This is a genomic window from Halomonas piscis (assembly GCF_031886125.1).
GTDB classification, from domain to species: Bacteria; Pseudomonadota; Gammaproteobacteria; order Pseudomonadales; family Halomonadaceae; genus Vreelandella; species Vreelandella piscis.
Map to the genome: position 1 here is coordinate 1,286,541 of NZ_CP119391.1, position 16,182 is coordinate 1,302,722.

The 16,182-nt window shown below is 66.7% G+C and carries 16 protein-coding genes; 15 read left to right on the forward strand and 1 reads right to left on the reverse strand.

Features of this window, described 5'->3' with window-relative positions; all coding sequences use genetic code 11:
• From rfbB to P1P91_RS06085, 10 genes are all read left to right on the forward strand, one after another.
• Complete coding sequence (rfbB, locus tag P1P91_RS06040; RefSeq protein ID WP_311885233.1) at positions 1-1,071, forward strand: dTDP-glucose 4,6-dehydratase; 1,071 nt, start codon at positions 1-3, stop codon at positions 1,069-1,071.
• Positions 1,072-1,998: a dTDP-4-dehydrorhamnose reductase gene (gene rfbD, locus P1P91_RS06045; protein WP_311885235.1), complete on the forward strand. Its 927-nt coding sequence runs from the start codon at positions 1,072-1,074 to the stop codon at positions 1,996-1,998.
• Entirely contained in the window at positions 1,988-2,863 is an 876-nt protein-coding gene (rfbA, locus tag P1P91_RS06050) for a glucose-1-phosphate thymidylyltransferase RfbA (protein ID WP_311885237.1), read from the forward strand. Before rfbD ends, rfbA begins: the two co-directional genes overlap by 11 nt.
• Before the next feature lie 200 nt (positions 2,864-3,063).
• On the forward strand, positions 3,064-3,984 hold the full coding sequence (locus tag P1P91_RS06055; RefSeq protein WP_311885239.1) for a hypothetical protein: 921 nt from the start codon (positions 3,064-3,066) through the stop codon (positions 3,982-3,984).
• 85 nt (positions 3,985-4,069) lie between these two features.
• Positions 4,070-4,774, forward strand: a complete 705-nt coding sequence (locus P1P91_RS06060; RefSeq protein ID WP_311885241.1) for a response regulator — start codon at positions 4,070-4,072, stop codon at positions 4,772-4,774.
• Positions 4,771-6,135 carry an ATP-binding protein gene (locus P1P91_RS06065; protein ID WP_311885242.1) on the forward strand — a complete coding sequence of 455 codons (1,365 nt, stop codon included), beginning with the start codon at positions 4,771-4,773 and terminating at the stop codon, positions 6,133-6,135. Before P1P91_RS06060 ends, P1P91_RS06065 begins: the two co-directional genes overlap by 4 nt.
• Positions 6,136-6,184: 49 nt before the next feature.
• On the forward strand, positions 6,185-6,874 hold the full coding sequence (locus P1P91_RS06070) for a c-type cytochrome (RefSeq protein WP_311885246.1): 690 nt from the start codon (positions 6,185-6,187) through the stop codon (positions 6,872-6,874).
• Positions 6,871-7,851 carry a c-type cytochrome gene (locus tag P1P91_RS06075; protein ID WP_311885247.1) on the forward strand — a complete coding sequence of 327 codons (981 nt, stop codon included), beginning with the start codon at positions 6,871-6,873 and terminating at the stop codon, positions 7,849-7,851. Before P1P91_RS06070 ends, P1P91_RS06075 begins: the two co-directional genes overlap by 4 nt.
• A gap of 980 nt (positions 7,852-8,831) precedes the next feature.
• Positions 8,832-10,034, forward strand: coding sequence for an IS110 family RNA-guided transposase (locus P1P91_RS06080; RefSeq protein WP_311885249.1), 1,203 nt, complete (start codon positions 8,832-8,834; stop codon positions 10,032-10,034).
• 638 nt (positions 10,035-10,672) lie between these two features.
• Complete coding sequence (locus tag P1P91_RS06085; RefSeq protein ID WP_311885251.1) at positions 10,673-11,107, forward strand: REP-associated tyrosine transposase; 435 nt, start codon at positions 10,673-10,675, stop codon at positions 11,105-11,107.
• 90 nt (positions 11,108-11,197) lie between these two features.
• On the opposite strand, the gene dsbG is transcribed toward P1P91_RS06085, so the two are convergent.
• Entirely contained in the window at positions 11,198-11,941 is a 744-nt protein-coding gene (dsbG, locus tag P1P91_RS06090) for a thiol:disulfide interchange protein DsbG (RefSeq protein WP_311885712.1), read from the reverse strand.
• Between the two features lie 307 nt (positions 11,942-12,248).
• Here dsbG and nrdR point away from each other — a divergent pair, with 307 nt between their 5' ends.
• The 5 genes from nrdR (at position 12,249) to nusB (ending at position 16,168) form a co-directional block, all read left to right on the forward strand.
• The gene (gene nrdR, locus P1P91_RS06095; RefSeq protein WP_311885253.1) at positions 12,249-12,746 is read left to right on the forward strand and encodes a transcriptional regulator NrdR; all 498 of its coding nucleotides are present in this window, start codon (positions 12,249-12,251) and stop codon (positions 12,744-12,746) included.
• 4 nt (positions 12,747-12,750) lie between these two features.
• Positions 12,751-13,926, forward strand: a complete 1,176-nt coding sequence (gene ribD / locus P1P91_RS06100) for a bifunctional diaminohydroxyphosphoribosylaminopyrimidine deaminase/5-amino-6-(5-phosphoribosylamino)uracil reductase RibD (RefSeq protein ID WP_311885255.1) — start codon at positions 12,751-12,753, stop codon at positions 13,924-13,926.
• Between the two features lie 89 nt (positions 13,927-14,015).
• Entirely contained in the window at positions 14,016-15,158 is a 1,143-nt protein-coding gene (ribBA, locus tag P1P91_RS06105) for a bifunctional 3,4-dihydroxy-2-butanone-4-phosphate synthase/GTP cyclohydrolase II (protein ID WP_311885256.1), read from the forward strand.
• Positions 15,159-15,182: 24 nt separating this feature from the next.
• On the forward strand, positions 15,183-15,674 hold the full coding sequence (gene ribH, locus P1P91_RS06110; protein ID WP_311885714.1) for a 6,7-dimethyl-8-ribityllumazine synthase: 492 nt from the start codon (positions 15,183-15,185) through the stop codon (positions 15,672-15,674).
• Complete coding sequence (nusB, locus tag P1P91_RS06115) at positions 15,671-16,168, forward strand: transcription antitermination factor NusB (protein ID WP_311885257.1); 498 nt, start codon at positions 15,671-15,673, stop codon at positions 16,166-16,168. Before ribH ends, nusB begins: the two co-directional genes overlap by 4 nt.
• The last annotated feature ends 14 nt before the right edge of the window (positions 16,169-16,182 follow it).

The window sequence follows — 16,182 nt, forward strand, 5'->3', positions numbered from 1 at the left end:
GTGAAAATATTGGTAACCGGCGGGGCGGGGTTCATCGGCTCCGCCGTGGTGCGCCACTTGATCCACGATACCGAGCACGCGGTGGTCAACCTCGATGCGCTGACCTACGCGGGCAATCTGGAGTCGCTTTCCGGCGTGGCGGACCATGAGCGCTACGTCTTCGAGCACGTCGACATCACCGATGCCGAGGCGGTGGCGCGGGTGCTGGGTGAGCACCGGCCCGACGTCATCATGCACCTGGCGGCGGAGTCCCACGTGGACCGCTCCATCGACGGCCCGGCGGCGTTCATGCACACCAATATCATGGGCACCTACACGCTGCTGGAGGCCGCCCGCACCTACTGGCAGGGTTTGCAGCAGAGTGCGCCGGAAAAGGCCGCCGGGTTCCGCTTTCATCACGTCTCTACCGACGAGGTCTACGGCGATCTGGAAGACCCCGCCGAGCTGTTCACCGAAGAGACCTCCTACGCGCCCAGCTCGCCGTATTCGGCGAGCAAGGCAAGCTCTGACCACCTGGTGCGCGCCTGGCAGCGTACCTTCGGCCTGCCGGCGGTGCTGAGCAACTGCTCGAACAACTACGGGCCGTATCACTTCCCCGAGAAGCTGATCCCGCTGATGATCTTGAACGCGCTGGCGGGCAAGCCGCTGCCGGTGTACGGCAACGGCCAGCAGGTGCGCGACTGGCTGTACGTGGAAGACCACGCCCGGGCGCTGGTACGCGTGGCCCTCGAGGGCCACAACGGCGAGACCTACAACATCGGCGGCCACAACGAGAAAACCAACCTTGAGGTGGTTCATGCCCTGTGCGACCTGCTCGACGAGCTGGCGCCGGAAAACGCCCCCCGGGGCGGAGGCTACCGCGAGCTGATCACCTTCGTCGCCGACCGCCCGGGCCACGACCTGCGCTACGCCATCGACGCCGGCAAGATCGAGCGCGAGCTTGGCTGGCGGCCGGAGGAGACCTTTTCCACCGGCCTGCGCAAGACCGTGGAGTGGTACTTGCACCACCGCGAGTGGTGGCAGCGAGTGCAGGACGGCAGCTACCAGGGCCAGCGGCTGGGGGTGCTGTAAATGGCGGATACGGTACCGCAGCAAAAAACGATACTGGTGACCGGCGGCAACGGCCAGGTCGGCTTTGAGCTGCGCCGGGCGCTGGCCCCGCTGGGCCGGGTGCTATCACCCGGTCGGCAAGAGCTGGACCTGACCGACAGCGCCGCGGTAGACCGCTGGCTCGAGCGCCACGCGCCGGATCTGATCGTCAACGCCGCGGCCTATACCGCGGTGGATAAAGCCGAGGACGAACCGGCGCTTGCCCGGCGGCTGAACGCCGAGCTTCCCGCGCAGCTGGCGGCTTACTGCGCCGCGCGCGGGGCCTGGCTGGTGCACTATTCCTCGGACTACGTCTACAGCGGCGAGGGCAACACCCCCTGGCAGGAAGACGCCGCCACCGCGCCGGTCAATGTCTACGGCGAGACCAAGCGCGACGGCGACGCGGCGGTAGCGGGGAGCGGCTGCGAGCACCTGATTTTTCGTACCAGCTGGGTGTACAGCGCCCCGGGCGGCAATTTCGTCAACACCATGCTGCGCCTGGGGGCGGAGCGCGAGGCGCTGAGCGTGGTGGCCGACCAGATCGGCGCGCCGACCCCGGCGCGGCTGATCGCGCAACTCACTGCGCTGGCGCTTTCCGCCTGGCCGCGCACCGGCGAAGCGTCCGTGGCGCCCGGCGTTTACCATCTGGCGCCCCGGGGCGAGGCCAGCTGGCACGACGTGGCCGTGGCCACCTTTGATGAAGCCGCCCGGCTGGGCATGCCGCTGACGATAACCCCCGAGGCGGTGGCGCCCATTGCCACGGCGGATTACCCCACGCCGGCGCCAAGGCCGCTGAATTCGCGCCTGAACCTCGCCCGCCTGGAGGAGGCGCTGGGCGTGACGCTGCCCCACTGGCAGGCGCAGCTGGCGCTGACCGTAGAAGAAGCAAGGAGGCACCATGCAACGTAAGGGCATTATTCTCGCAGGCGGCAGCGGCACGCGCCTGCACCCGATTACCCGCGGGGTTTCCAAGCAGCTGTTGCCCATTTACGACAAGCCGATGATCTACTACCCGATTTCGGTGCTGATGCTGGCCGGCATCCGCGAGATTCTGATCATCTCCACCCCGGAGGACTTGCCCCAGTATAAAAACCTGCTGGGCAGCGGCGAGGCCTTTGGCCTGCGCTTCGAGTACGCCGTGCAGCCAAGCCCGGACGGCCTGGCCCAGGCGTTTCTCATCGGCGAAGACTTTATCGGCGACTCTCCGGTGTGCCTGGTGCTGGGGGATAACATCTTCCATGGCCAGCACTTTTCCGACCAGCTGACACGTGCCGCGGAGAAGCCCAGTGGGGCAACGGTGTTCGGCTATCTGGTCAACGACCCGGAGCGCTTTGGCGTGGTGGAGTTCGACGCCGACGGCCGGGCCATCTCCATCGAGGAAAAGCCCGAGGTGGCGAAGTCGCCCTATGCCGTCACCGGGCTTTATTTCTACGACAGCGACGTGGTGGATATCGCACGCCGGGTCGAGCCCTCCGAGCGCGGCGAGCTGGAGATCACCAGCATCAACAACGCCTATCTCGAGCGCGGCGACCTGAGCGTGGAGCGTTTGGGCCGCGGCTTTGCCTGGCTGGATACCGGCACCCATGACAGCCTGCTGGAGGCCAGCCAGTACGTTCAGACCATCGAGCACCGGCAGGGACTGAAAGTGGCTTGCCTGGAAGAAATCGCCTGGCAGCAGGGGTGGCTGAGCGATGAGGACCTGGCCACCGCGGCGGAGGCGCTGAAAAAGACCGGCTACGGCCAGTACCTCAAGCGCCGCCTTCGGGCCGGCTGAGCCGCAGAGGATGTCCTGGCGCAGCCGCCATTGCCGGCACTCAGCCGCCCCGCAAAGCAGCCTTGAGGGCTGCTTTTTTTATGCTTGCCACATACCGGCTCTGGCGCAATTTCACCGTTAGCATGTTAATGTTTAGCGGCCAAGGCAGTGCCGCAACGCATGCCTGGCAGGGAGGAAACGCAGGGCCAAAGAGGTAGCAGGTGAGCAAGGTAAAGCCGTCGGCGCGGTCCGACATCAGACCCCGGGGGCCGGCGGGAGACGCCGCTTTTGCGCCGCTTTATGATCCCAGCCTGCGCTGGCCGGTGCGCCGGGCCTGGCTGGAACTGTTTGTCCGCGAGGGCGTACAGCAGGCGCTGGGGCTGCCCCTTGAGCGCTTGCTGATGGGCGTGTGGCTTGGCCATGCCCCCGGCAGTGCTACCGTCGAGCGGCTGGGCTTGCCGCGGCGGGCGCTGGGCGAGGCCATGGGCGAGGCGCTGACGCTTGCCGTCCCCCCTCGGGAGCTGATTCAGAGCGTGCGCTGGGGCCCCGTGCCGCACCGTCAGCGGCCGTCGTCGGTGACCTTTATCTGGAACGGCGAATGGGATCGCCACCGCGGCGATTTGCGCTTCAGCTCGCGCTATGAGCTGATCCGCGAGCTTGATATCCACCGCGACGCGCTCACCCGGACTCGGCGTTTTCACGAGCTGGCGGCGCGCCTGGCCGCAGGCCGCCCCTGGCAGTCGCACCAGCAGGGCGTGCTGCTCAACACCCGGGCGCGTATTCTCACCTATCTGCAGGCCTACCTGGGGTTTCTTGACGACATGGCGGCGCACGGCTTCAACGCCGCGCGGGGCAAGGATGCGCTCGGCGTGGCGGTGAGCCGCAACGGCGGGCTGCTGAAAATCAACCGCGGCCTGCATCGGCTGGCCATGGCCCAGTACCTGGGGCTGGAAACCGTGCCGGTGCGGGTGCAGGCGGTGCATCGTCAGTGGTGGCATGAGGTGGTGGGCAGCGCCCGGGGCGCAGACGCGCTGGAGCGGCTGCGCGACGCCCTGGGCCGCTGCGTGCCGGAAAGCGCTCCCGGCGTTGAAGGCTTGGCGCCGCCGGCGCAGGACTTTCACTGGCCGGCCCCCAGAGGCTGAGCGGCACTCGGCTTCTGTCCCGAGGCCTGTTAACGTCCGCTTAATCCCGGGTCGTCATGATCTGGCCAATTTGAGGGAGCCGCCCATGCACGTACTGCTGGTCGAGGACGACGCCCTGGTGGCGTCGGGAATTCGCGCCGGACTGGAAACCTTCGACCTGGTGGTGGACGAGGTCGCCACCATGGCCGAAGCGCGCCGGGTCATGGCGTCCATGCAAAGCGACGTCGTCATTCTTGACCGCGGCCTGCCCGACGGCGACGGCCTTTCGCTGGTGGAAGAGTGGCGGGCCGCCGGGGTGCAGGCGCCGGTGCTGATTCTCACCGCCCGGGACGCCGTGCGCGACCGGGTGGACGGGCTCTCCGGCGGCGCCGATGACTATCTGGTCAAGCCGTTCGACCTGGACGAGCTGGTGGCCAGGCTGTACGCGCTTTTGCGCCGGGCGGCCGGGCGTGCCAGCGGCGTGCTGTACCACGGCGAGCTGAGCCTGGACCCCGCGGCCCGCCGGGTGTGCGTGGGCGGCGAGCCGGTAGCGCTTTCCCGCCGGGAGCTGGTGCTGCTGGAGGCGTTTTTGTACGCTCCGCGCAGCGTGCTCTCGGCCGGGCAGCTCAAGGATAGCCTCTACGGGCTGAACGACGACGTCGAGAGCAACGCCCTCAACGTTCATATTCACCACCTGCGCCGCAAGCTGGGCGCCGGCGTGATTGAAACCGTGCGCGGCCTGGGGTATCGCCTGGGCCGGGCCGACGCCGTGGCGCTACCGGACGCCGGAAGAAAGGGGCCGTCGCCTTGAGCCTGCGCGCGCGTCTGCTGCTGACGCTGGGCCTTGCGCTTGCGCTGTTCTGGGCCAGCGCGGCGGCCTGGCTGGCGAAGGATTTGGAGGACAAGCTGGTGGAGACGCTGGACCAGCGTCTGGCGCAGTCGGCGCGGATGGTCGCGGGGCTGATGCTGCAGCTGCCGCCGGAAGCGTGGCAGCAGGCCGATCGGCGCTCGCTGTCGATCCCTCCCATCGAGGGGCTGGCCTGCCAGGTGCATTCTCCCAGGGGCGAAATCATGGCGCGCACCCACAGCGACCTGGAGGGCGTGCTCGACCCCCGGGAGCCGGGCCACGCCTATCGCCGCGAGGATGGCGTGACCTGGCGGGTGTTCACCTATCGGCGCGGCGGGCTGACGATCACCACCGCCGATCGCATGGACGAGCGCGACACTGTGATGAGCGGCGTGCTGTGGGTGGCGGTGGTGCCGTTCATTGTGGCGCTGGTGGGCAGCCTGGTGGCGCTGTGGGTGGCGGTGTGGCGCGGGCTGGCGCCGCTTTCCCGGCTGCGCGAATCGCTGGCCCGGCGTGACCCGGACACGCTCGCGCCGGTGGCGCTGAAGGGGCTGCCGGCGGAGCTGCGCCCGCTGGTGGCAACGCTCAACTCACTGCTCGTGCGGGTGGACGAGGCGTTTGCCCGGGAGCAGCGCTTCACCAACGACGCCGCCCACGAGCTGCGCACCCCGCTGACCGCGATCAAGACCCACGTCCAGGTGGCGAAAAGGGTCAAGGGGCAGGCCGCGATCGACGCGCTGGACTACGCCGAGCAGGGGATCGTGCGGCTCAATCGCACCCTGGACCAGCTGCTGCTGCTGGCCCGGGTCGAGGGGCGCAAGCCCTGGCAGGAGCCATCCTGCGACGCCGCTTCTGTCGCCCAGTGCGCGGTAGAGGATACCGGCCACCCCGAGCGCGTCAGGCTGCCCGCCGAGTGGCCCGGCGCGAAGCTGCTGATGCCCCACGAGCTGGCGGTGACGGCGCTGCGCAACGTGCTCGACAACGCCCTGCGCCACGGCCCGCCGGAAACCCCGGTCCGGCTGGAGGCGCGCTGGATAGACAACAACGCTCCGGAGGGCGGCGCGGCCTCCGGGCATACCGCTGAGCTGGCGTTTTGCGTGCGCGACGAGGGCGCGGGGCTTTCGCCCCAGGGGCTTTCGCAGCTGACCCGGCGCTTCTGGCGCGACAGCCGCGCCGGAGGCAGCGGGCTGGGGCTTGCCATTGTCGCCGCCATCGTCGAGCGCTTCGGCGGCCGGCTGGCGTTTCACAGTCCCCCCGGCGAAGGCCTCAGCGTCGAACTGTTTGTGCCGGCCGTGGCCCCTGATCACGGCGACAGGGCACCGTAGTATCCCGGCAAAGCACTGCCGGGAAAACAATAATGCAAGGGAGATCGTGATGAACAAAAAGATGCTTGGCGGGCTTGGCCTGCTATTGGGCGCCGGCGTCTATGCCGGCGCCGCCACGGCGCTGGAAGGCGATCCGGAGAAAGGGGAGGAGGTGGCGCGCGTCTGCGTCGCCTGCCACCAGGAAGACGGCATGGGCAAGAACAACCCCGACACAGAGTCCTGGCCGCGGCTTGCCGGCCTGCCGGAAGCCTATATGGTCAAGCAGCTGCACGACATGAAGGCCGACAAGCGCCACAACGCCAGTATGGCGCCGATTCTCGGTACGCTCGATGACCAGGACATGGCCGACGTGGCGGCCTATTACGCCGAGCTTGAGCCCTGGCCCGAGCTGCCCACCGCCTACCACGCCGCCGACCCGGACAACGCCGCCGAGTGGCTGGCCGAGCGCGGCGACTGGGAAGACGGCAACTTTATTCCCGCCTGCAGCCAGTGCCACGGCCCCAACGGCCAGGGCGTGGGCGACAGCTTCCCGCCGCTGGCCGGCCAGCACGCAGCCTACCTCAAGACGCAGCTTGAGCACTGGCGCGAAGGCCAGCGCCACAACGACCCCAACGAGCTGATGGCAGGCGTCGCCAATCGCCTGGATGACAGCCAGATCGACATGATCGCGGAATACTACGCCACGCTTCCCGAGCGCCTGGAAGCGCGCGGTAACGAGCAAGAGGAGAGCGCCCAATGAACCTGCATATATCCCATTGGCTCATCACCGGTGGCGTCGTTTCTGCTCTGAGCGCCTCGGCGCTGGGGTTCTCGCTGGTGGCACTGGCGCAAAGCGGCGAGGTGGAGCGCGACTACCAGATCCAGCTGCCCGACCCGCCCGAGGGCGAAGTCACGTTCACGCCGCCGGCGGAGGCCGAGCTGGGCGACAGCCAGTATGACGACATGGTGCGCCGGGGGCGCGATCTCTTCATCAACACCCAGTCGCTGCGCGGCGAAAACGTGTTCAACGAGCAGAACTGCGCCAACTGCCACCTGGACGCCGGCCGGCTGGCGCACTCTGCGCCCATGTGGGCAGCCTTCGGCGTCTATCCCGCCTATCGCGGCAAAAACGACATGGTCAACACCCTGTCCGACCGCATCCAGGGCTGTATCACCTACTCGATGAACGGCAAGGCGCCGGAAAAGGGCAGCGACGTGCTGGTCGCCCTGCAGACCTATCTGCACTGGATGGCCACCGACGCGCCCAACAATACCTCGATGCCCGGGCGCAGCTACCCCACTCTTGACGATCCCGAGAAAGAACCCGACCGCAAGCGCGGCGCCGAGGTTTACGCCAACCAGTGCGCGGTGTGCCACGGCGACAACGGCGAAGGGCAGAAAGTCGGCGAACGCCAGGTGTTTCCGCCGCTGTGGGGCGACGGCGCCTACAACTGGGGGGCGGGCATGCACCGGGTCAATACCGCCGCCAACTTCATCCACGCCAATATGCCGCTGAGCAAGTCGTACTCGCTGAGCGAGCAGCAGGCCTGGGACGTGGCGGCCTTCGTCAACAGCCACGAACGCCCCCAGGACCCGCGCCGCCGCACGGTGGACTCGCTTGACGAAACCCAGGAACTGTTCCACCAGCACCAGGGCTTTTACGGCAAGGAAGTCGACGGCAAGCGTCTGGGGGACCACGAAAACTTCGGCGAGCATCCGGACGGCATCGACGACTAAGCCGCTTTGCTTGCCGGCACGATCAACCCCGCTGCCATTGGTAGCGGGGTTTTTTGTGGATACGCGTTTCGGCAGGCCTTCGGCGAACCTGTGAGAGGCTACTGAACTTGAGGAAGAGAGGCTGTTGAGCCTGTGTGAGAGCACTGAACTTGTAGGAGGGCGGCTTCGCCGCGCGACGGGCGCCGACAGGTGCCCTGGGGTTGCCAGGCTGCAGGGCCAGCATCCGGCAGGCCTTCGGCCTGCATCGCCCGGTAAACCGGCCTCCCACAAACCCCGGTAGAGCCACTGAGCTGATGGGAGGTTGGCTGCTGAACCTGTGAGAAGCTGCTGAACTTGTGGGAGGGCGGCTTCGCCGCGCGACGGGCGCCGCCAGGCGCCCTGGGGTTGCCAGTCTGTAGAGCCAATATCCGGCAGGCCGTCGGCCTGCATCGCCCGGTAAACCGGCCTCCCACAAACCCCGGTAGAGCCACTGAGCTGATGGGAGGTTGGCTGCTGAACCTGTGAGAAGCTGCTGAACTTGTGGGAGGGCGGCTTCGCCGCGCGACGGGCGCCGCCAGGCGCCCTGGGGTTGCCAGTCTGTAGAGCCAATATCCGGCAGGCCGTCGGCCTGCATCGCCCGGTAAACCGGCCTCCCACAAAACCCGGTAGAGCCACTGAGCCGGTGGGAGCTTGGCTGCTGAACCTGTGAGAAGCTGCTGAACTTGTGGGAGGGCGGCTTCGCCGCGCGACGGCGCCGTCAGGCGCCCTGGGGTTGCCAGGCTACATAGCCAGCACCCGGCAGGCCTTCGGCCTGCATCGCCCGGTAAACCGGCCTCCCACAAAACCCGGTAGAACCGCTGAGCCGGTGGGAGCTTGGCTGCTGAATCTGTGAGAGGCTGCTGAACCTGTAGACATGATGGATGGACCTGCCCCGCTTCAACGTCGTGGGTTATGTTGAAGTAGGGACCACAACACAGTGCCAATATTGAAGGAGGCAGGTCATGAAACAGTCTAACGCAACAAATCCCGTTCTTGTAGAAAGTGAAGCCGCAAAGCGGCTCAACGCCGTCGGCAGCGGCCATGCCGCCTACATCGGGCTGGACGTCCACAAGGTCAGCATCTCTGTCGCCGTTGCAGAAGAAGGTCGACAAGCGCCTGAATTCCTGGGGGAAATACCCAACGAGCCCAAGGCCATCGATCAGCTGATTCGGCAAATGAGCGAACGCTTTGCCGGGCAGCCGCTGCTGTTCTGCTACGAGGCGGGGCCATGCGGCTACGGCATTTATCATCAGATCCAGGCTAGCGGGCATGATAGTGAGGTGGTGGCGCCGTCGCTGATTCCCCAGCGGCCGGGGGACAGGGTGAAAACCGATCGACGAGACGCCGTGTTGCTGGCTCGCCTGTCACGTGCCGGGGAACTGACGGCCGTATGGGTGCCAACGGCTGAACAGGAGGCCATACGCGACTTAACACGGGCGCGAGAAGACATGAAGGCCGCCGAGCTCCGAGCACGGCAACGTCTCAATGCGTTCCTGTTGCGCCACAACAAGCCCTATCCCGGCAAGAGCCGTTGGACAGCAGCACACTACCGCTGGCTGGAAACCGTCCGATTCGACTCGCCCATTCAACAGCTTGTGTTGCAGGAGTACATCGAAAACGTCAGGGAAGCCGAGCGTCGTGTGGCCGGCCTGGAAAAGCAGATGCGAGCCGCGTTGACCGAGTGGTCACTGGCTCCCGTGGTGGAGGCGCTCATGGCGCTGCGCGGCGTCAGCTTGATCACCGCCATGACCGTGCTGTCCGAGCTGGGCGATATCAGCCGCTTCGACTCGCCCCGTCAGCTCATGGCCTACCTGGGCCTGGTGCCCAGCGAGCACTCCAGCGGCGGCAGTCGTCGACAAGGCGGGATCACCAAGACGGGCAACGGTCACGTCAGGCGTGTGCTGGTGGAGTCGGCCTGGAGCTATCGCTACCCGGCGCGCAAAACTCGTATTATCCAGCAGCGTGCCGAGCGAACGTCCCCGATGGTACAAGCCATCGCCTGGGAGGCGCAGAAACGCCTGTGCGGCCGTTATCGCCGGCTAGCCGCTACGGGGAAGGCCAAACAGCAAGTGACCACGGCGGTCGCTCGCGAGTTGGCGGGCTTCTTGTGGGCCATCGCCTGTGAAGCCATGGGCAAGCCCCACGGCAGTCGGGCCACGGCATAACCGTGCGGTTCCCGTGTTCATGGCTCAGGGGGCGTCGGGCCGACAGGAGAACCCCAGCTCCTCCTATGAGGCCCTGCCCTCCGGGGTAAGGTGACCCTCGATTGTAGACCCGGGAAGCTCCGCGACGAAGTGATGACAGGTCGGTAACCAACCCACAAATACCAGAGAGATCCACCGTCGCTAACAGCCCTTCGCTTCCTGAGCCATGAGCATGGAGAGCATCGCATGTAGTTAGCCTCAGCCAGTCGTTGACAGGTCAATCCATACCAGGAGGGCGGCTTCGCTGCGCGATGGCGCCGTCAGGCGCCCTGGGGTTGCCAGTCTGTAGAGCCAATATCCGGCAGGCCTTCGGCCTGCATCGCCCGGTAAACCGGCCTCCCACAAAACCCGGTAGAACCGCTGAGCCGGTGGGAGCTTGGCTACTGAACTTGTAGGAGGGCGGCTTCGCTGCGCGATAGGCTGAACTTGTAGGAGGGCGGCTTCGCCGCGCGACGGCGCCGTCAGGCGCCCTGGGGTTGCCAGTCTGCATAGCCAGCACCCGGCAGGCCTTCGGCCTGCATCGCCCGGTAAACCGGCCTCCCACAAAACCTCGCAATAGCGACTACCCTGCAGGATATTGCCTGGTGGAGGAGTTTGCCATGTCGACTCCCGGTTACGTCTCTCTTCGCAAGGGGCGGCTATCGCTCCCCGGTTACTGCTATCACATCACCATGTGCACTCGAAATCGACAGCCTGTATTTCTGGACTACCTTCACGCAAGGTCTGCATGCCGCACATTCGGGGAAAAAGCCATTGGTCGATACGGCGCCACTCAGGCTTTTGTGGTCATGCCGGATCACGTTCACTGGCTTTTGCAGCTTGAGGGCGATTTGTCCGGTGCGGTAAGGGTGTATAAATCCAAGGTGTCGATCGCCGTAGGGCAACCGGTATGGGAGGACGGCTTTCATGATCGCGCGCTGCGTCATGAGGATAATATTCGGCAGGTGGCGCGCTATGTTGTGGCCAATCCCCTGCGAGCTGGCCTGGTCGATGAGATAGGCCAGTATCCCTACTGGGATGCTATCTGGCTATAACCTGCAAGCCGGAGAATGCTATATGGCCTGTGGGAGGGCGGCTTCGCCGCGCGACGGGCGCCGCCAGGCGCCCTGGGGTTGCGTTTCGGGTTACTGGGGTTTTTCACTGCCCATCATCTTGACCAGGGCGTCGTCGGCGGGCATGCCCTGTACTCGCTTGATGCGGGTGCTGCCGCCGTCGGTTTCGCGCTGGTAGGCGCTGGTCGGGGTGGCGTAAAGCCCCAGGCCTTCAAACAGCTGGTTGTTGGCGTAGACCTGTTCTTCAAACTTCTGGGGCTGGGCGCTGGGCGTCACGGCTTCGCCCTGTTTCTGGTTGCGCAGGGTGGCCGAGGGGTCGTCCGAGGCGAGGATGGTGGCGGCCTTGGCCGGGCTGTCGGCGGCGAGAATGCCCACCATGATGTGGCGCATCTGCACCTTGCCGGCTTCTACCCAGGGACGCGAGGCGTCCCACAGCTGCTGGCAGTAGGGGCAGTTGGGGTCGGTAAAGGTATAGATGATGCGCGGGGCGTCTTTATCGCCGTCCTGAATCCAGTGGCTGTCTTCCAGCAGGCTCCAGGTCTTGGCCTCCAGCGGGGCGCGAACGTGCTCGTCGAGCTCGGGCTCGGTGAGGTCGTTGCCCTCGGCGTCCATCAGCGTCCCCACGACGACGTGGTCGCCGTCCGGGGTGAGATAGGCGGCCATCTCTTCGCCCTGGGGAGAGCTGGCACCGAAGCCGGTCAGCCCGCTGGGGGCGTCAAAGCGCTCGTGGATCTCGATGCCCTGCTTGGCAAGGGCCTGCACCGGGGCAGGCAGGTTTTCATCGGCGAGCGCCGGAGGGGCCATGGCCAGCGCCATGCCGATAGCGCTCAGCCTGCCCAGCGGACCTCGCAGGCGCGCTGCCAGCCCGGTGCGCAGAGGGGTATCGCCGAGTATATGCATAAATCGTAGTGTCATGGTGATGACCTTTAGCGGTGGATGCCGTGGCAATATGGCGTCATGAAGAAGGCGTCAGTCGCTGCCAGTATGGCAGCGCCGGATTAGGTCCGAATTAGGCGATTGGGGAGCAAAGTGCAAGAAATACTGCAGATTATGTGCCGAATCGTTACACTGGCCGACCCATGTTCCACCGGTAAGATATCTTGCTGAATCAGGGTAGCCTTTAATGCATTGCCCCTTTTGTGGTGATCACGACACCCGCGTTTCCGACTCGCGCCTGGTGGCCGACGGCGATCAGGTGCGCCGCCGCCGCCAGTGTGCCCGCTGCCAGGAGCGCTTTACCACTTATGAGACCGCCGAGCTGATGATGCCGCGGGTGGTGAAGTCCGACGGCTCCCGGGCGAGCTTCGACGAGCACAAGCTGCGCGCGGGGATGCTGCGCGCGCTGGAGAAACGTCCGGTCAGCGCCGAGGCCATCGAGGTGGCGGTGGAGCGCATCCGCCAGACCCTGCGCTCCCGGGGGGAGCGCGAGGTCGACGCCCGGGATATCGGCGAGCTGGTGATGCAGGCGCTGGACGATCTCGATCCGGTGGCCTATATCCGCTTTGCCTCGGTGTATCGCAAGTTCCAGGATCTGAACGAGTTCCGCGCCGAAATCGACCGCCTGGCCGGCGCGTCGGGGCGTGACGAGGCCGACCGCGGCGATGCGGATGGGGAGCGCTAGCCCCATGGCGACCTTTTCTGCCGCAGACCACCGCTATATGGCCCGGGCGCTGCGCCTGGCCGAGCGCGGGCGCTATACCGCCGACCCCAACCCTCGGGTGGGCTGCGTCATCGTCCGCGAAGACGGCGCGGCGCCGGCTATCGTCGGCGAAGGCTTTCACCGCCGGGCCGGCGAGGCCCACGCCGAAGTCAACGCCCTGGCGGCGGCCGGCGAGCGCGCCCGCGGGGCAGTTGCCTACGTCACTCTGGAACCGTGCTCGCACACCGGGCGCACCGGGCCCTGCGCCAAGGCGCTGGTGGAGGCCGGCATCGCCCGGGTGGTCGTTGCGATGGAGGACCCCAACCCCCGGGTCAGCGGCCGCGGCGTGGCGCTTTTGCAAAGCGCCGGCGTCAAGGTGGAGACGGGGCTGCTGGCCGACGACGCCCGGCGGCTGAACCCGGGCTTCATCGCGCGGATGGAGACCGGCCGGCCGCTGGTACGGCTGAAGATGGCCATGAGCCTGGACGGACGCACCGCCATGGCGTCGGGGGAATCCCAGTGGATCACCGGCCCCGAGGCCCGCGCCGAGGTGCAGCGCCTGCGCGCGCGTTCCAGCGCGGTGCTCAGCGGGGTGGAGTCGGTGCGCACGGATGATTCGCGGCTGACGGTACGCGCCGCCCAGCTGGGGCTGGAGAACGCCGACGAAGCGGCTCGCCGCCAGCCGCTGCGGGTGATTGTCGATTCGCGCCTGCGCCTGCCCGAGACGGCGGCCTGCCTGGCCGAGCCCGGCCGCACCCTGATCGCCACGGTGCCCGGCCACGACGCCGAAAAGCGCAGCGCCCTCGAGGCCGCCGGCGCGGAAATACTGATCCTTGAGGCCGGCGCCGACGGCCGAGTGAGCCTGGCCGCGCTGGTGGCCTACCTGGCCGCGGCCGAGGCGGTCAACGAGCTGCTGGTGGAAACCGGCGCTACACTTGCCGGGGCCATGCTGGACGCCGGGCTGGTCGACTCGCTGTGGCTGTTCATGGCGCCGACGCTGTTGGGCGCCGGGGCCCGGGGCGCGTTTGCGCTGCCGGGACTTGAGCGCATGGCGGACCAGCGCCGGCTTTCGATTGACGACGTTCGCGCCGTGGGGCCGGACTGGCGCATTATTGCCTCGCCGCTGCCGGCTGGCGCACCGGGCGATACCAAGGTACCCTGACGCGCGGCTGTCGGCGCTGGCCGTTCGGCAGCGTCGCGTTTCGGCACTGCGCAAGTTCGGCACTGCGAAAGACACTACTGGGAGACTTCATGGCGCAATCCTCCGCCGGGGGGCTGGCCCCCATCGCCGATCTGGTTGACGATATTCGCCAGGGGAAAATGGTGATCCTCATGGACGATGAGGATCGCGAGAACGAAGGCGATATCATCATGGCCGCCGAGAAGGTCGAGGCCGAGCACATCAACTTCATGGCGCGCTTTGCCCGGGGGCTGATCTGCCTGCCCATGACCCGTGAGCGCTGCGAGCAGCTGAGCCTGCCGCTGATGGTGCATAACAACGCCTCGGGCTTCGGCACCAAGTTCACGCTCTCCATCGAGGCGACCGAGGGCGTGACCACGGGGATTTCCGCCGCCGACCGCGCGCGTACGGTGCAGGCCGCCGTGGCCCCCGGCGCGGGGCCTGCCGATATCGTCCAGCCCGGGCATATCTTCCCGCTGATGGCCGAGCCCGGCGGGGTGCTGCGCCGCGCCGGCCACACCGAAGCCGCCTGCGATCTGGCCGCGCTGGCCGGCTGCGACCCCAGCGGGGTGATCTGCGAAGTCATGAACGACGACGGCAGCATGGCTCGGCGCCCGGAGCTCGAGGCGTTTGCCGAAGCTCACGGCATCAAGATGGGCACCATCGCCGATCTGATCCACTATCGCATCGTCAACGAGCAGACGGTGGAGCTGCTGGAATCGCGCCCCCAGCAGACGATTCACGGCGAGATGACCCTGCACGTGTTTCGCGACCGCATTCAGGGGGCGCACCACCTGGCGCTGGTCAACGGCCGGCCCGAACCGGAGACGCCGACCACGGTGCGCGTGCACCTGGCCGACACCCTGCGCGACGTGCTGGGGATGCTGCAGGACGACAAAAACCGCTGGGACGCCGGCAGCGCGCTGGCCGAGATCGCCGGCAGCGAGCCGGGGGTGTTTGTCCTGATCGATGAAAATCTGCCGCCGCCGGATCTGAAAGACCAGCTGGACGTGTTCCTCGAGCGCCGGCGAACGCCGCGCACCAGCGACTCCGACGGCGCCGGCAACTACCTGACCATTGGCACCGGCTCGCAGATTCTGCGCCATCTGGGCGTGGGCAGGATGCGCCTGCTCAGCTCGCCGTGGAAATTTTCTGCGCTTTCCGGCTTCGATCTCGAAGTCGTGGAGCGTCTTGGACCGAACGACAAGGCCTGAGGGCCTTGCAAGCAGGAAGACATGATGGAACCGCTCGCCCAAATTGAAGGCAACTTTTTCGACGTCAACGGCCGCTACGCCATCGTGGTCGGGCGCTTTAACCACCACGTGGTCGACAGCCTGGTGGAGGGCGCCGTGGACAGCCTGGTGCGCCACGGCGTGGACCCGGAAAACATTCAGCTGATACATGCGCCGGGCGCCTGGGAGCTGCCGCTGGCGATCAAGCGCGTGCTGGGCGTGGTCAAGCCCGACGCGGTGATCGCGCTGGGCGCGGTGATCCGCGGCGGCACGCCGCACTTCGAGTACGTGGCCGGCGGCTGCAACTCGGCGATGAACAGCCTGCAGCTGGAGTTCGATACCCCGGTGGCCAACGGCGTTCTGACCGTGGAGTCCATCGAGCAGGCCATCGAGCGCGCCGGCACCAAGGCCGGCAACAAGGGCACCGAAGCCGCCATGGCAGCCATGGAGATGGTTTCGCTGCTGCGCACGGTGGGAACGACAGGAGCGGCGCAATGAGTCGGCAACGCAAGCCCTCGGCCGCCGGACAAAGCCGCCACGCCGCCCGGGAGCTCGCCGTCCAGGGGCTTTATCAGTGGCAGATGAACAGCAAGTCGATGACCGCCATCGAGGCCGAGTTTCGCGCCCAGAGCCCGGATGACGACCTCGAGCCCCACGAGAACTGGGCGACGGTGATGGGCATTGCCGACCAGGCGCTGTTTTCCGAGCTTCTGCACAATATTGCCCGGCTCAAAGGCGAGATCGACCGCGATATTTCGCCGGTGCTCGACCGCCGGCTGGAAGATCTCGACGGCGTGGAGCTTGCCATTCTGCGCCTGGGCGCCTATGAATTACGCTATCGCCTGGAGGTGCCGTACCGCGTGGTGATCAACGAGGGCGTGGAGCTGGCCCGCTCCTTCGGCGCGACCGACGGGCACAAATACGTCAACGGCATTCTGGACAAGCTGGCCAACCGGTTGCGCAGTGCTGAAGTCAGCGCGCGGCGACGCTGATGCCTGCCGCCGCG

What these genes read in the sequence shown, in the direction of transcription:
- P1P91_RS06075 (WP_311885247.1), top strand. Translation starts at nt 6,871, where the DNA reads ATGAACCTGCATATATCCCATTGGCTCATCACCGGTGGCGTCGTTTCT.
- ribH (WP_311885714.1), top strand. Translation starts at nt 15,183, where the DNA reads ATGGAACCGCTCGCCCAAATTGAAGGCAACTTTTTCGACGTCAACGGC.
- rfbA (WP_311885237.1), top strand. Translation starts at nt 1,988, where the DNA reads ATGCAACGTAAGGGCATTATTCTCGCAGGCGGCAGCGGCACGCGCCTG.
- dsbG (WP_311885712.1), bottom strand. Translation starts at nt 11,941, where the DNA reads ATGGCGCTGGCCATGGCCCCTCCGGCGCTCGCCGATGAAAACCTGCCT.
- nusB (WP_311885257.1), top strand. Translation starts at nt 15,671, where the DNA reads ATGAGTCGGCAACGCAAGCCCTCGGCCGCCGGACAAAGCCGCCACGCC.
- P1P91_RS06060 (WP_311885241.1), top strand. Translation starts at nt 4,070, where the DNA reads ATGCACGTACTGCTGGTCGAGGACGACGCCCTGGTGGCGTCGGGAATT.
- rfbD (WP_311885235.1), top strand. Translation starts at nt 1,072, where the DNA reads ATGGCGGATACGGTACCGCAGCAAAAAACGATACTGGTGACCGGCGGC.
- nrdR (WP_311885253.1), top strand. Translation starts at nt 12,249, where the DNA reads ATGCATTGCCCCTTTTGTGGTGATCACGACACCCGCGTTTCCGACTCG.
- ribD (WP_311885255.1), top strand. Translation starts at nt 12,751, where the DNA reads ATGGCGACCTTTTCTGCCGCAGACCACCGCTATATGGCCCGGGCGCTG.
- ribBA (WP_311885256.1), top strand. Translation starts at nt 14,016, where the DNA reads ATGGCGCAATCCTCCGCCGGGGGGCTGGCCCCCATCGCCGATCTGGTT.
- P1P91_RS06070 (WP_311885246.1), top strand. Translation starts at nt 6,185, where the DNA reads ATGAACAAAAAGATGCTTGGCGGGCTTGGCCTGCTATTGGGCGCCGGC.
- P1P91_RS06085 (WP_311885251.1), top strand. Translation starts at nt 10,673, where the DNA reads ATGTCGACTCCCGGTTACGTCTCTCTTCGCAAGGGGCGGCTATCGCTC.
- P1P91_RS06080 (WP_311885249.1), top strand. Translation starts at nt 8,832, where the DNA reads ATGAAACAGTCTAACGCAACAAATCCCGTTCTTGTAGAAAGTGAAGCC.